Source organism: Acutalibacter sp., assembly GCF_056800975.1.
This window is the reverse complement of the sequence record NZ_JBQISV010000020.1, coordinates 16,274-29,713: the sequence shown is the minus strand read 5'-3', so window position 1 is coordinate 29,713 and position 13,440 is coordinate 16,274. Positions and strand designations below refer to the sequence as shown.

The 13,440-nt window shown below is 62.6% G+C and carries 13 protein-coding genes and 1 pseudogene; 7 read left to right on the top strand and 7 right to left on the bottom strand.

What is annotated here, in order from left to right; translation table 11 throughout:
- Nucleotides 1-100 precede the first annotated feature (100 nt).
- From ACTO5E_RS03875 to ACTO5E_RS03855, 5 genes and pseudogenes are all read right to left on the bottom strand, one after another.
- A complete protein-coding gene (locus ACTO5E_RS03875; protein ID WP_482301728.1) occupies nucleotides 101-2,032 on the bottom strand; it encodes an aconitate hydratase in 1,932 nt (643 codons plus the stop codon).
- A 138-nt stretch (nucleotides 2,033-2,170) separates the two neighbouring features.
- Nucleotides 2,171-2,581, bottom strand: a complete 411-nt coding sequence (locus tag ACTO5E_RS03870; RefSeq protein WP_482301729.1) for a DUF5655 domain-containing protein — start codon at nucleotides 2,579-2,581, stop codon at nucleotides 2,171-2,173.
- Nucleotides 2,558-3,016 (bottom strand): annotated as a pseudogene (locus tag ACTO5E_RS03865) (GNAT family N-acetyltransferase); the annotation flags it as partial. The gene ACTO5E_RS03870 and the pseudogene ACTO5E_RS03865, both read right to left, overlap by 24 nt.
- Nucleotides 3,010-3,714, bottom strand: coding sequence for an HAD family hydrolase (locus ACTO5E_RS03860; RefSeq protein ID WP_482301726.1), 705 nt, complete (start codon nucleotides 3,712-3,714; stop codon nucleotides 3,010-3,012). The pseudogene ACTO5E_RS03865 and the gene ACTO5E_RS03860, both read right to left, overlap by 7 nt.
- Before the next feature lie 25 nt (nucleotides 3,715-3,739).
- Nucleotides 3,740-4,678, bottom strand: a complete 939-nt coding sequence (locus ACTO5E_RS03855) for an AEC family transporter (RefSeq protein WP_482301724.1) — start codon at nucleotides 4,676-4,678, stop codon at nucleotides 3,740-3,742.
- 191 nt (nucleotides 4,679-4,869) lie between these two features.
- Here ACTO5E_RS03855 and ACTO5E_RS03850 point away from each other — a divergent pair, with 191 nt between their 5' ends.
- Nucleotides 4,870-5,286 carry a pyridoxamine 5'-phosphate oxidase family protein gene (locus tag ACTO5E_RS03850; RefSeq protein WP_482301722.1) on the top strand — a complete coding sequence of 139 codons (417 nt, stop codon included), beginning with the start codon at nucleotides 4,870-4,872 and terminating at the stop codon, nucleotides 5,284-5,286.
- 185 nt (nucleotides 5,287-5,471) lie between these two features.
- Entirely contained in the window at nucleotides 5,472-6,218 is a 747-nt protein-coding gene (gene larB, locus ACTO5E_RS03845) for a nickel pincer cofactor biosynthesis protein LarB (protein ID WP_482301721.1), read from the top strand.
- A gap of 661 nt (nucleotides 6,219-6,879) precedes the next feature.
- Here the strand turns inward: larB and ACTO5E_RS03840 are convergent.
- The gene (locus ACTO5E_RS03840; RefSeq protein WP_482301719.1) at nucleotides 6,880-8,088 is read right to left on the bottom strand and encodes an acetate/propionate family kinase; all 1,209 of its coding nucleotides are present in this window, start codon (nucleotides 8,086-8,088) and stop codon (nucleotides 6,880-6,882) included.
- 67 nt (nucleotides 8,089-8,155) lie between these two features.
- Nucleotides 8,156-9,157 carry a GNAT family N-acetyltransferase gene (locus ACTO5E_RS03835; RefSeq protein ID WP_482301717.1) on the bottom strand — a complete coding sequence of 334 codons (1,002 nt, stop codon included), beginning with the start codon at nucleotides 9,155-9,157 and terminating at the stop codon, nucleotides 8,156-8,158.
- Between the two features lie 70 nt (nucleotides 9,158-9,227).
- On the opposite strand from ACTO5E_RS03835, the gene ACTO5E_RS03830 reads away from it, so the two are divergent.
- The 5 genes from ACTO5E_RS03830 to ACTO5E_RS03810 all read left to right on the top strand — a co-directional run bounded on the left by ACTO5E_RS03830 (nucleotide 9,228) and on the right by ACTO5E_RS03810 (nucleotide 13,071).
- Complete coding sequence (locus ACTO5E_RS03830; RefSeq protein WP_482301715.1) at nucleotides 9,228-10,472, top strand: nucleotidyltransferase family protein; 1,245 nt, start codon at nucleotides 9,228-9,230, stop codon at nucleotides 10,470-10,472.
- A 4-nt stretch (nucleotides 10,473-10,476) separates the two neighbouring features.
- Entirely contained in the window at nucleotides 10,477-10,707 is a 231-nt protein-coding gene (locus ACTO5E_RS03825; protein WP_482301713.1) for a hypothetical protein, read from the top strand.
- Nucleotides 10,691-10,885 carry a hypothetical protein gene (locus ACTO5E_RS03820; protein WP_482301712.1) on the top strand — a complete coding sequence of 65 codons (195 nt, stop codon included), beginning with the start codon at nucleotides 10,691-10,693 and terminating at the stop codon, nucleotides 10,883-10,885. Before ACTO5E_RS03825 ends, ACTO5E_RS03820 begins: the two co-directional genes overlap by 17 nt.
- Nucleotides 10,886-10,959: 74 nt before the next feature.
- Nucleotides 10,960-12,696: a putative polysaccharide biosynthesis protein gene (locus ACTO5E_RS03815; RefSeq protein WP_482301710.1), complete on the top strand. Its 1,737-nt coding sequence runs from the start codon at nucleotides 10,960-10,962 to the stop codon at nucleotides 12,694-12,696.
- 93 nt (nucleotides 12,697-12,789) lie between these two features.
- Nucleotides 12,790-13,071, top strand: a complete 282-nt coding sequence (locus ACTO5E_RS03810; RefSeq protein ID WP_482301708.1) for an HU family DNA-binding protein — start codon at nucleotides 12,790-12,792, stop codon at nucleotides 13,069-13,071.
- The last annotated feature ends 369 nt before the right edge of the window (nucleotides 13,072-13,440 follow it).

Here is a 13,440-nt window from a genome sequence, read left to right as displayed (position 1 = left end):
CCTTGATCATCTGCCAGATGACCCGGGTCATCTCGTCCCCGTCCATCTCCACCAGGGGCGTTTTCATGGGGATTTTTTCAAAGCTCATGGGGTTCTCCTCTCATTTTTCCAGCTTGGTATAGTTCAGCAGGCCGCCCACCAGCACCATGTCCCGCTGCCGGGCAGTGAGCACAGCGTTCAGCTTCATGGTAATGCCCCGGGTCTCGTTGACCAGGGTGACCTCCTCCCCTGCTTCCAGCTCCTTGCGGACTGCGGGCAGACAGAGCACGTCCATCTGGTCAATGGCGTCGTAGTCGGCCTCGTTGACAAACTGCAGGGGCAGAATGCCTGTGTTGGCCAGGTTTGCCGCGTGAATGCGGGCATAGCTCTTGGCGGCCACCGCCTTCACCCCCAAATACAGGGGCACCAGGGCCGCGTGCTCCCGGGAGGAGCCCTGGCCGTAGTTGTGCCCGGCAATAATCACGCCGCCCCCCGCCGCCTTGCAGCGCTCGGGGAAGCTCTTGTCGCACACCGCAAAGCAGAACTGGGACAGGTAGGGGATATTGGACCGGTAGGGCAGAATTTTGGCCCCGGCGGGCATAATGTGGTCGGTGGTGATGTTGTCATCCACCTTCAGCACAGCCCGGCGGCGGATGCTCTCCTCCAAGGGGCCGGCAATGGGCAGGGGCTTGATGTTGGGGCCGCGCTTTACCTCCACGGTCTCCATCAGGGCCTCCTCAATGGGGGGCACAATCATGTTGTCGTTAATGAGAAAACGCTCCGGCAGCTCCACCTTCACCGGCTCGCCCAGAGAGCGGGGGTCGGTGAGGGACCCGGCAATGGCAGAGGCCGCGGCGGTCTCCGGGCTTACCAGGTAGACCTGCCCGTCCGCTGTGCCTGAGCGGCCCTCAAAGTTCCGGTTAAAGGTGCGCAGGGACACCCCCCCGGAGTTGGGGGACTGGCCCATGCCAATGCAGGGCCCGCAGGCGCATTCCAGAATCCGGGCCCCGGCGGCAATCATGTCCGCCAGCGCGCCGTTTTCGGCCAGCATGTTGAACACCTGCTTGGACCCGCAGGCCACGGACAGGCTCACCTGGGGGTGCACGGTTTTGCCCTTGAGCACCGCGGCCACCCGCATCATGTCCAGATAAGAGGAGTTGGTGCAGGAGCCAATGCACACCTGGTCCACCTTCATGCCCGCAAGCCCGCTGACGGGCTTTACCGCGTCGGGGCTGTGGGGACAGGCGGCCAGGGGCTCCAGGGAGGAGAGGTCTATGGTCAGGGTTTCGTCATAGGCCGCGTCCGGGTCTGAGGACAGCTCCACCCACTGGTCTCCCCGGCCCTGGGCCTGCAAAAACTGCCGGGTGATCTCATCCGAGGGGAAGATGGAGGTGGTGGCCCCCAGCTCGGCCCCCATGTTGGTGATGGTGGCCCGCTCGGGCACAGTGAGGGTTTTGACGCCCTCGCCGCCATACTCGATGATCTTGCCCACGCCGCCCTTTACGCTCATCCTTTGCAGCACCGCCAGAATCACATCCTTGGCCGACACCCAGGGGGAGAGCCTGCCGGTGAGCTCCACCCGGGTCATGCTGGGCATGTTGATGTGGTACTCGCCCCCGCCCATGGCCACGGCCACATCCATGCCCCCGGCCCCAAAGGCCAGCATACCAATGCCTCCGCCGGTGGGGGTGTGGCTGTCAGAGCCGATAAGGGTTTTGCCCGGAGCCCCGAAGCGCTCCAGATGCAGCTGGTGGCAGATGCCGTTGCCGGGACGGGAGAAGTAGACGCCATGCTTGTTGGCAACCGTCTGGATGTAGCGGTGGTCGTCCGCGTTCTCAAAGCCGCTCTGCAGGGTGTTGTGGTCCACATAGGCCACGCTGCGCTGGGTCTTCACCCGGGGCACGCCCATGGCCTCAAACTCCAGGTAGGCCATGGTGCCGGTGGCGTCCTGGGTCAGGGTCTGGTCAATGGCCAGGCCAATGTCCTCCCCCACCTCCATTTTGCCTGAGACCAGGTGGCTCTCAATGATCTTCTGTGCGATGGTTCTTCCCATGTGTCGTCTTCCTTTCCGGTTGGTTTTCCGGGCATGTCCAGGCTGTGGGGGCAGGGGCTTTTCCCTCTCCTCAGGCGTGAACCGGCCCGCTTTTTCTGACGTTTCCGCTATATGTGAACACATTATGTGTGGTTTTCGCTACCTTCCTTTTGCCGCCGAAAAGGCCGCGGCCTCCGCCAGCCAGTCCAGCAGCTCCTGGTCAATCTCCTTGGGGTCTGTTATCACCGCGTGGTGGGTCCAGCGTCCGGGGTAAGGCTCCACAACAGTCAGCCGGGGCGACTGCACCTGACGGCCCAGCCCAAAGGTGACGGTGAGGAAGTCTCCCCGAAGCCCCTTGCGCACCCGGTTGAAGGAGGCGCAGCCGAACAGCCTGCCCTGATAAAAGGAGATCTGCGTCTTCTGCACCCGCCGCTCAAAGTCTCCCAGCCGGGCCAGCAGCTGCTTTTCCAGCCTCTCGTACAGGGGCAGCGCATGGGGGTGGGGGGAAAAGAAGAACAGGACCCTCTCGTCCGCCGGTTCTCCCGGGCTCCCGGGCAGGGGCTTCTCCATCACATAGTTTGTCAGCAGAACGCCGCCGCGCTCCACCTGCTGCTCCCGCAGCACCTGCCAGCCCCGGCGCAGAAAGAAGGGCTTGGCCGTAATGGAGGCCTGGGTGGTATAGGCCTTTGCGGGGACCGCCGCCTCCAAGGCCTGGCACAGGGCGGAGGCCACGCCGCGCCCCTGCCAGTCCTTATGCACATACAGCCTGTCCAGGTACCCGCTGCCGTCCATGTCGCCAAAGCCGACGATCTGGCCGTTCTCCTCTGCCACTAAGGTCGTGTGGGCCAGGAAGGATCGGTTCCAGGCCGCCAGGTCCACCTGGCCGGCGGCCCACACCGCCAGCTGCTCCGGGGTATAGTCCCGGGCGTTGACTGTGTGCACCGTGTCGTAAAACAGCCGGGCCATGGCCGCGCAGTCCTCGGTCTGGTAGGGACGTATCAGCATCTCTCCCCCTCCTCCACGGTTTTTTCCAGGAGCTCGGCCAGCTCCCGCCAGTCCCCCACCCGCAGATGGGGGAAATCCGGCCCAGGTCCCCTGCCCCCAAACCACACCGGGAACAGCCCCGCGCCGTGAGCGCCAGCTATGTCCGCCTGCAGGTCGTCGCCGCAGTACCATACCTGACTGGCGGGCAGGCCCGCCTTTTTCAGGGCGGCTTGAAAGAGCAGGGGGTCTGGCTTGCGGATGCCGTACTCGCTGGACGCGATAACAAACTCGAAGCGGTTTTCAGGCAGAATCTGTTTCAGCCGGTGGGCCAGCCCATTCCCGGACCAGCCGATGTTGCTGACGACCCCGGTGCGGATTCTCTGCCGGTGCAGGAAGTCCAGCAGCTCCCCGGCGTAAGGAACAGGCTGCGCGGCGCTGGCGTTCTCCATAAGCAGACGCTCCGCTGTTTCCAGGTCCAGGGCCTCCTCCAGCCCCAACACCCCCAGCACGGTTCGCAGCTGCTGCCACTCGTGGAGCTCAGCTCCATGCCGGCGGCACACCGCCTGGTATTCCCATAGCCGGGACGCCAGCTCATGGGCCCGGGCCGGGGACGCGCCGGCGGGAGGGTCCTTCACTGCCCGAAAAACCCCCTGCCAGCCCCGGAGAAAGTCATTCTCCGTCTCCCGGGCCAGGGTGCCGCCAAAGTCAAACAAAATCATTCTGGGCCTTGCAAGGCCTGTCCTGTCAGAAAAACGCAAAATATTTCAACCCCCAGATGAACAGAAACATGGTGCCAATGGACAGCACCGAGCTGAACACCACCTGCTGCCCTGCCAGCTGGTCGTCGCCCCCCATCTGCTGGGCCATGGTAAAGGAGGACACGGCAATGGGCGACCCGAACAGGGTGAGCAGCACCGCCAGGTCCGCCCCCCGGAAGCCCATGAGAATGGCCGCCCCCAAAAAGGCCGCCGGGAAGACCAGCAGCTTGACGCACAGGGTAATCAGCAGGGGCCGGGCGCAGCGGCCGGTCTCCCCAAAGCTGAGGGAGGCTCCCAGCACCACAAAGGCCAAGGGCGTGGCGATTCCCCCCAGGGTGGAGGCTGTGCTGTAGATGACGCCGGGCAAAACAATGTGGAAATAGTTGCAGGCAATGCCTGCCGCCGAGGCCAGAATCAGCGGGTTGGTGACAATGCCGATGAGCACCTTCCACAGGTTGGGACGCTGGCCGTTGAACATCTCCAAGGCCAGCACCGCCAGCACATTGAACAGGGGAATGACCACCGCAATGAGCACCGAGGCCCGGCTGCTGGCCGTTGCGCCAAACAGGGCCGCGCTGATGGGGATGCCGTACAGCACAAAGTTGCTGCGGAACATGCCCTGCAGCATCACCCCCCGCCGGGCGTTCTCCTGCTCGGTGAGCAGCACCAGCACCAGGGCCACCAGAAATTCAATCAGCACCCCGGCCAGGGCGAAGAACATCAAACTGCTGCGCAGGTCCGCCGCCAGGTCGGAGTCGTAGATATTGCAGAACACCAGCAGGGGCAGAAAAATTTTGAAAATGACCTTGTTCACCTGCCGGGCGGCAATCTCCCCCATGAGGCCTGTCAGCCGGGTGACATAGCCCACCGCCAGCATAAGAAACAGAGGCAGCACCGTATTCAGGGCAATAAAAAGGCTGTCCATATCCGCTCTCCCTTTTCACTTTTCCTTGCCGTTACACTTGACTGTGGTATCAGTATACCACACTTTTGCTCTGCTGGCAAGCGGTCAAGGGTTGGAATGGACCGGCGGATTCTGCAAAATGCCCCTGTTTTCCTTGCGGTCCTCCCCTCCCTGTGTTATACTGTAGAAAACGAGAAAAGGAGAACATACTTATGATATCCATCCCCTCAGAGACCGAGGCCATTCTGCGCGAGCGTTTTGGCAAGGACAATGTGATTGCTCTGGCCACCACGGAGGGAACTGTCCCTCAGGTCCGCTATGTGAACGCCTACTATGAGGACGGCGCGTTCTATGTGATTACCCACGCGCTCTCCAACAAAATGAGGCAGCTGGCCGGCAATCCCGCCGCGGCCATTGCCGGCGACTGGTTCACCGGCCACGGCACAGGGCGTAGTCTGGGAGCCCTGGGCAAAGAGGAAAACCGCGCCCTGGCGGAGACCCTGAAACAGGTCTTTGCCTCATGGCTGGGCAACGGCCACACGGATTTGGCGGACGAGAACACCATCATTCTACAGGTTCAGCTGACGGACGGCTGCCTGTTCTCTCACGGCACAAAATACCAATTCTAAGGAACTTGTACCAATAGGAGTTTGCACCTGCCTTTTCGGCAAATTACACGGTTGACTGTGTTGCAAACCCTTGCCAATCGCCAGATTGCCTGCGGGTTTGCGCCTTGTCAACCATGTAATTTCCTCGAAAATCCAGGCACAAATCCTATTGGTACAAGTTCTGAGACAGAGAAAGGAACCGGTTTTTGGACCAGCAGGAGATCCGCAGCATTCTGGAACAGGTCAGCAGCGGCGCGTGCACGGTGGACGAGGCTGTGCTCGCCCTGAAGATGGAGCCCTTTAAGGACCTGGGCTTTGCCAAAATTGACCGCCACCGGGGCCTGCGCCAGGGGGCCGCTGAGGTCATTTATGGCGCGGGCAAAACCCCGGAGCAGATTCGGGACATTGCCGCCTCCATGCGGGGGGACGGCCAGGGGGTTGTGCTCATTACCCGCATGAGCCCGGAGGCCGCCCGGTTGGTTGAGCAGACCCTGCCCCTCACCTACAACGCCATGGGCCGGGTGGGCATTGTGGGGGACATGCCCCAGCCCCGGGGCCAGGGCAAAATTGTGGTAGCCACCGGCGGCACCAGCGACATGCCTGTGGCTGAGGAGGCGGCTCTCACCGCCCAGGCGCTGGGCAATCAGGTGGTCCGGCTGTATGACGTAGGCGTGGCCGGGCTGCACCGCACCCTGGCCCACCTGGAGGATATTATGAGCGCACGGGTCATGATTGCCATTGCGGGCATGGAGGGAGCGCTGGCCAGCGTAATCGGGGGCCTGGCCGACTGCCCGGTGATTGCAGTGCCCACCAGCGTGGGATATGGGGCCTCCTTTGGGGGGCTCTCGGCGCTGCTGTCCATGCTGAACTCCTGCGCCAGCGGGGTCAGCGTGGTGAATATTGACAACGGCTTTGGCGCGGGCTATCTGGCCAGCATGATCAACCAGCTGTAGCCTCTGTTTATCGTTAACGCAGTTCAAAAGAGGCGATACCTCTTTTGAACCTGACGGCACGGGCATACCCGCGCCGCCCTGCCTGAAAGCCGGTAAATACCGATTTTCAAGTGCGTTTACTATAGAAACCAGCGAAATGCCTGGGGATGTTCCCATAGGCGTTCGCACGGCCATTCTGGCGGAATGTTTGCCATCCTCTGCGCCAAAAATTCTTGAGGCAGGCAAGGCGCATCAAAGCTGCAAGCAGCTCTGCGAAGCCTTGACTGGAAGCTGTCAAAGGTCCGCATACGCAGCTTACGGGAACACGCCCCAGACGGTGGGACGATAACAGGGGGTTCAGGGGGAGAAACCGGGATTTTTGATGCCGAAACCGCCGTTTCTGGTCAAAAACAGGCCCTATTTCGGAGTTTTCAATCAGCTGTTAGACCAAGTCCGCAAAAGGAAAGAGAGCTTCCCGCTGGAAGCTCTCCTTTTTGCAGTCAACAGGCCAAGTGTCCACAGGCCAAGTGTCCTGCCGCGCATTTTATTTGATTCACGTCCAGGGGCCTAGTAGAAGCCAGGCCAGCGTGTCTCCCGTCTCTCCCAGGGTTCCGGTACTTCCACAGCGTAGGCGGACCATATTGGGACCTACCTAAAAATCTGCGAAAGGGACAGGCCCGCCTCAGGCCCCTTCTACCAGAGCCTTGGTGTCACGGGCAATCACCAGCTCCTCGTTGGTGGGAATGACGAAGACCTCAATTTTGGAGTCGGGGGCGGAGATTTTGCCCTCCTTGCCCAGCACCATCTCCTTGTTCAGGTTCTCGTCCAGCTTCACGCCCAGGAACTCCAGATACTTGCCGATCTCCCAGCGGTGGTGCCACTGGTTCTCGCCCACACCGGCCGTGAAGACCATAGCGTCGCAGCCGCCCAGGGCCACCATGTAGCCGCCGATGAACTTGCTGATCTGGTACTCCAGAATGTCATGGGCCAGCTTGGCCCGGGGGTTGCCCGCCTCCCGGGCAGCGGTCACGTCCCGGTCGTCGCTGGACACGCCGGAGATGCCCAGCAGGCCGGACTTCTTATTCATAATCTGGTCCATTTCGGCGGGGCTCAGGCCCTCCTTCTCCATAATAAATGTGACAACCGAGGGGTCCAGGGTACCGGTGCGACCGCCCATCATAAAGCCGTCCAGGGGGGTGAGGCCCATGCTGGTGTCAATGCACTTGCCCCCGTCCACCGCAGTGATGGAGGAGCCGTTGCCCAGGTGGCAGGTGATCATCTTCATGTCCTTGATATCCTTCCCCATCAGCTGGGCGCAGCGGGCGCTCACATACCGGTGGGAGGTGCCGTGGAAGCCATAGCGGCGCACCGCGTACTTCTCATAATACTCGTAGGGCACGTTGAACATAAAGGCCTTCTGGGGCATGGTGGAGTGAAAGGCCGTGTCGAACACCACCACCTCGGGCACCTGCTCGCCGAACACGCTGCGGCAGGCCCGGATGCCCTGGACATGGGCCTTGTTGTGCAGGGGGGCCAGGGGAATCAGGCTCTCGATGCCCTCAATCACCTTCTCGTCCACCAGCACGCTTTCGCTGAACAGAGCGCCGCCCTGGACGATGCGGTGGCCAATGGCCGCTACCTCGTCCAGGCTGTGGACGACCCCCTTCTCCGGGTCCAGCAGCGCGTCCTTCACCTGGGTGAAGGCGGCGGTGTGGTCGGCCATGTCCACGTTCTTGTGGAGCTCCCGGCCGTCGGCGGTCTTGTGGGTGAAGATGCCCTCCGCCATGCCGATGCGCTCGCAGTTGCCCTTGCAGAGCATCTTCTCCCCGTCCATATCAATGAGCTGATACTTCAGAGAAGAGCTGCCAGCGTTGATTACCAGAATTTTCATGTTAGGTCTTTCCTTTCCTCAAAAAAATTTGTATAATAATATTTAGTTGGCAAATAAAAAACAAAAACTACCGTTGTAAGCGGTAATACCGGAATCCGTCCTCTTCTTTGAGATACTGAAAGCCCACCTTTTCCAGCACATGCTGGCTGCGGGTATTCTTAACAATGGTATCCGCGTTGACTGCCCTCAGCCCCAGCATGTCAAAGGCGTACCGCACCGCCAGCTGCTCCGCGCGGGTGCCGTAGCCCCGGCCCTTCACTGCATCGTTCTGCATATGTATGCTCAGGGTGCACTGGCCTTTCTCCCGGTCGATTTGTTTGAGTTGGATCTCCCCAATGGGCGCGCCGTCCTTCATCACCGCCAGCATCACCCGGGAGCCGTTCTGCTTGGCGTCAAAATACCGGTTGACCGCCGCCTCGTCATATTGATAGGCCCCAAAGCGCCCCATGTCCGCGTAAATATCCGGGTCATTCTCCCACCCCTGAAACAGCCGGTGGCAGAGCTCCCGGGTCATAACGCGCAGCGAAATTTCCTCCATTGCGGCTCTCCACTTCCCGGCCAGGGCTAGTATTTCGTCAATCAGGGCCTGCTTGCTTTGGGTGTAGGCCCGGCGGTCCTCCCCGTACTGCCCCCAGAGCTTTTCTTTCAGTTGAGAGTAGCGCTGGGCCATGTCAGGATGGCAGTTGAGATAATCCCGGAAATTGATGTAGTTGTTCCAGTCCTTCTGCCCCCAAATCACCGTATGGATATGGTGGGTGCGGCTGTCCTCCGGCCCGGCCAGCACATACAAAAGCTGCCCGGGCACGTCCTCACCCCGGAACAGAAAGCCCCGGGCAGCCAGCTCCCGGTCGTGCCCGCGCATGTCCTCCAAATCCTCCACGCCCACCGCGATGTCTACAATGGGCTTGGCCAAAATGCCCTGGATGGACGTGCTGCCAATATGCTGAATGTCCCGGGCGTCAGGCCCAAGAATCTCCCCCAAGGCGGCAATAACCTCCCGGGCGGACTGGTCCCAGGCCGGGTCGTGGGGCTCCAGACGCACAGTGCCCCGCTTTAGTCCAATGGACATACCATTCCCCCTTTTTTCTTCTCCCATATTATACTATATCGTGTATGCAAATTCAAGGAGTTTTCTAGAAATGAGCGCAAAAATCCCTGTTTCCGCTATCATCTGCGAGTTCGACCCCCTGCACCTGGGCCACCGCCTGCTGCTGGACGCCGCCCGGGCCTCCGGCTCCCTTGTCTGCTGTGTGATGAGCGGCAGCTTCACCCAGCGGGCCGCTCCCGCCATGCTGGACAAGTGGACCCGAGCCCGGCTGGCCCTGGAAAACGGCGCGGACCTGGTGGCGGAGCTGCCTCTCTCCTGGGCCTGCGCCGGGGCCGAGCGCTTTGCCGCCGGCGGGGTGGCTCTGGCGGCGGCTTTGGGGGCTGAGGAGCTATGGTTTGGCAGCGAGACCCCTGACGCTCAGCGTTTGGACCGGCTGGCGGAGGCGCTGCTGTCTCCGGCGTTCACCCAGGCTCTGCACAGTCAGCCCGACGCCGGGCAGAGCTTTGCGGTGCGCCGCCAGCAGGCAGCAGCCAGTCTTTTGGGGGAGGAGGCGGACATTCTCGCTCAGCCCAACGCCAATCTGGCCGTGGAATACTGCAAGGCCATCCGGCGGCAGGGAGCCTCTCTGCGTCCCCGGCCCATCCAGCGGCAGGGAGCCGGGCATGGACAGAGGGACGAGCCCCTCCCCCCAGGCCAGCCGGGCTATCTCTCCGCCAGCCGCCTGCGCCAGCTGGTCCGCCAGGGCGCGCCTTTGGACGGCCTGGTCCCTCCCTCCGCCGCCCGGGCTGTGGAGGAGGCCAGGGCCCTGGGCCGCTGTCCCGCCCACATGGCTCATCTGGAGCGGGCTGTCCTCTGCCGGCTCCGGACCATGTCGCCCGAGGATTTTGCCGCTCTGCCGGACATGGGGGAAGGCCTGGAGCACCGCCTGTACCGGGCCGCACGCCAGGCCCTCTCGCTAAAGGAGCTGTACGGCATGGTGAAAAGCCGCCGGGTGTCTCACGCCCGGGTGAGGCGGCTGGTGCTGGGGGCCTTTCTGGGCCTGCGGGCCCCTTTGCCGGAGCTGCCGCCCTATCTGCGGCTGCTGGGGCTGGGGCCCCGGGGCGGGCAGGTTCTCCGGCAGCTGCCCCGAACCCTCCCCATTGTGGCCCGGCCCAAGGATGTTTCCCTCCTCGGGCCTCAGGCTCAGGCTGTCTTTCAGGCCGAGGCCGGGGCCACCGACCTTTACGCTTTGGCCTGCCCTATCCCCCAGCCCGCCGGGTGGGACTTTACCCAGAAGCTGGTGAAGCTTGCCCCAGGAGAAAGGCGGGACGAATTTTCTTGGGAGGAGATGGTATGAATTTATGGAAAAAGCTCTTCTCTGGCCGTTCCGGCAAGGAAGTCCCCTGCTCCCCGGCGAACAGGACCAGCTCAGGAACCGGGAGGTCAAGGAGCCGGCGCTCAACACGGCCCTCGCCCTGTCGACCCCTGGCGAGCACTGCCGGGAGCTGGCCTTTACCCAGGCCGAGTTCGGCTATCTTTCTAGGGCGTGTTCCCAAAAGACGTGTACGAACGCTTATGGGAACACGCCCTAGCCGGGATGAGGGCAGGGACCTGCGGGGGCTGTTCCGGATTACCACGGACCGGGGCGCTTTCTGCTTTGCCGCCCAGGACGGCAAGGTGATGCTTTTGCAGTTTAACGAGGAGATGTTCCGTGCCGTCGTCCGGCAGATGCTTCAACTACGCAGCCCGACCCAGGAGACAATCGGCTGACAGAGTGATTTCCCGCCCCTCCCGGCGCATATACATGGAAAAGCTTTCTATGGGTATGCCCGGGAGATGATTATTTGAAAAAGCAGAGCTTCCTCTATGGCGCAGTGATTCTGACCGCCGGCATGGCGGTGGTCAAGGTCATTGGCGCGGTGTTCAAAATTCCCCTGCAGCACATTATCGGTGAATACGGCATGGGGCTGTTCAATGCCGCCTATAATTTCTACGGCCCGATTTTCAGCCTGGCCACAGCGGGATTCCCGGTGGCGGTCTCCCGGCTGGTCAGCGAAAACGCCTCTTTGGGCCGCTGGAACCATGTGCGGGCAGTGAAAGCCGTGGCCGCTCCCATTTTTTTGCTTTTCGGGCTCACCGGCACCATTGCCATGACCCTGCTGGCCCCCAGCTACTGCCGGCATGTGGCGGGCAGCGAGTGGGCCCTCTACCCCATGCTGGCCCTGACCCCCGCCATTCTCTCCGCCTGCTGGGGGGCTGTGTACCGGGGGTACTATGAAGGGCTGCGGAACATGGGGCCCACCGCTGTGTCGGAAATTGTGGAGGCCGCCGTTAAGCTGTGCCTGGGCCTGGGGCTGGCCTGCTTTGCCGTAAAGCGCGGGGCCGAGGAGTTTGCCCGGCAGGGCACGGTGTTCGGGGTGGCGGCGGGCAGCCCGGACCAGGCGGGGTTTCTCACCCTGGCCTTTGCCGCCGCCGGGGCTGTGCTGGGGGTAACGGCCGGGTCCTTTGCCGCCGGGTGCTACCTGTGGCTTCGCTGGCAGAGCAAGGGGGACGGCCTGCCCCTGCGGGTGCGGCGGCAGGCTCCTCCGGCGGAGAACTGGAGCAAAACCGCCAAGGCCCTGCTGAAGATCACCGGGCCGGTGGCCGCGGGCTCCATTGCCATAAACGCCGCCGGGCTGATTGACGCCACCTTTCTCCAAAGCCGGGTAGCGGCCTGCATGTCCGCCGCCCCCCAGGTGCTGCTGTCCGCCTATCAGGGGATGATTCCCGCCCTGTACCTGGAACACCCGGAGACCCTGCCCACCTTTCTCTATGGCTGCTATACCCTGGCCATGACCCTCTATCTGCTGGTGCCCGCCCTCACCCAGGCCATTGGCATGAGCGCCCTGCCCGCCGTTACTGAGGCCTGGGCCCGAGGGGGCCGGCCCCAGCTGCGGGAGCGGATGGAGTCGGTGCTGCGGGTGACCGGGCTGGTGTGCCTGCCGGCCGGGCTGGGGCTCACTGCCCTGGCGGAGCCCATTGCCGGGCTGCTGTATGGCCAGGGTGGCTCGGCCCCCATTGTGGCAGGGGTACTGCGCACCCTGGGCCCGGCGGCGGTGTTCGCGGCAGTAAGCACGCCTCTCTCCAGTATGCTGCAGGCAGTGGGCCGGGCCGGACTGCCGGTTAAGCTGCTCGCTGTGGCAATGACCCTGAAGCTGGGCGTCAACTGGTTTCTCTGCGGCGTGCCCCAGGTGAACATTCAGGGGGCCGGGGTGGGCACGCTGGTGTGCTACAGCTTTTTGGCGGCAAGCCAGCTCATCGCCCTGGGCCGGGTGACCGGGGTGCGGCTAAGGCCGGGGCGGCTGTTTGGGAAGCCCCTGGGCTGCGCGCTTCTGTGCGCCTGCGCCGCCTGGGCCGCTCACAGGGGCCTGACCCAGCTGGGGCTGGGCAGCGGGGCCTCCGCCGGGGCGGCCATCGGGGCGGGGGGACTGGTGTATGCAGCCAGTCTGCTGGCCAGCCGGGCCCTGGCAAAAAAAGACCTGCTCATGCTGCCCGGGGGCGAAAAAATTGCGAAAACCCTTGAAAAACGGGGCTGGATGTGATATGATTGCTACTGTTGCTATTAAAATGTACGCCGCAAAGCCGGGGCAGAACGCGCCGGAGTGGGTACGAATTTTTTGGGAGGTAGCCAGATTATGAATAAAACCGAACTGATCGCGGAAGTGGCCGAAAAGGCAAACCTGAGCAAGAAGGACGCCGAGGCAGCGGTGAAGGCTTTCATTGACAGTCTGACCGGCGCGCTGGTGGAGGGCGATAAGGTCCAGCTGGTGGGCTTTGGCACCTTTGAGGTGCGGGAGCGGGCCGCCCGCTTTGGCCGCGACCCCCGCACAGGGGAGAGCATGGAGATCGCCGCCTCCAAGGCCCCGGCGTTCAAGGCCGGCCAGGCCCTGAAGGACGCGGTGAACGGCAGAAAATAAGAGCCTGTACCCATGGGAGCCGCGCCTGGATTTGCCGGAAAAACAGACGCAGCTCCCTTGCCGGGACAAGCTCCTGGGCCGGGACGGACCGCAGAAATGCGGTCCGTTTTTGTTTGGGAATGTCTGCCGGCGCGGCTCAAAGGCAAGCCCCGTCCTCAGGACTTTTTTCTTTGGAATACGCACTCCTGCCGCACCCATGCGCGGGGCGGGCTTCTGAGAGGCGCGTCTGTATTCGCAGCCGCCGGGGCTGTCGCGGTATGAGAGAGAAAGAAAGCCCGTTGGTTTCTCTGCCGGTCTGTTCTATGTGGACTTGGCGGGCTTTTTCTTGCGCTGACACGGTCCCCCAAAAATGTCGAAAACGAGACGGCG

Bases quoted from the DNA above. Each gene is read 5' to 3' on its own strand.
- ACTO5E_RS03875 (WP_482301728.1), bottom strand. From the start codon at position 2,032: ATGGGAAGAACCATCGCACAGAAGATCATTGAGAGCCACCTGGTCTCA.
- ACTO5E_RS03870 (WP_482301729.1), bottom strand. From the start codon at position 2,581: ATGGAGAAGCCCCTGCCCGGGAGCCCGGGAGAACCGGCGGACGAGAGG.
- ACTO5E_RS03860 (WP_482301726.1), bottom strand. From the start codon at position 3,714: ATGATTTTGTTTGACTTTGGCGGCACCCTGGCCCGGGAGACGGAGAAT.
- ACTO5E_RS03855 (WP_482301724.1), bottom strand. From the start codon at position 4,678: ATGGACAGCCTTTTTATTGCCCTGAATACGGTGCTGCCTCTGTTTCTT.
- ACTO5E_RS03850 (WP_482301722.1), top strand. From the start codon at position 4,870: ATGATATCCATCCCCTCAGAGACCGAGGCCATTCTGCGCGAGCGTTTT.
- ACTO5E_RS03840 (WP_482301719.1), bottom strand. From the start codon at position 8,088: ATGAAAATTCTGGTAATCAACGCTGGCAGCTCTTCTCTGAAGTATCAG.
- ACTO5E_RS03835 (WP_482301717.1), bottom strand. From the start codon at position 9,157: ATGTCCATTGGACTAAAGCGGGGCACTGTGCGTCTGGAGCCCCACGAC.
- ACTO5E_RS03830 (WP_482301715.1), top strand. From the start codon at position 9,228: ATGAGCGCAAAAATCCCTGTTTCCGCTATCATCTGCGAGTTCGACCCC.
- ACTO5E_RS03825 (WP_482301713.1), top strand. From the start codon at position 10,477: ATGGAAAAAGCTCTTCTCTGGCCGTTCCGGCAAGGAAGTCCCCTGCTC.
- ACTO5E_RS03820 (WP_482301712.1), top strand. From the start codon at position 10,691: ATGGGAACACGCCCTAGCCGGGATGAGGGCAGGGACCTGCGGGGGCTG.
- ACTO5E_RS03810 (WP_482301708.1), top strand. From the start codon at position 12,790: ATGAATAAAACCGAACTGATCGCGGAAGTGGCCGAAAAGGCAAACCTG.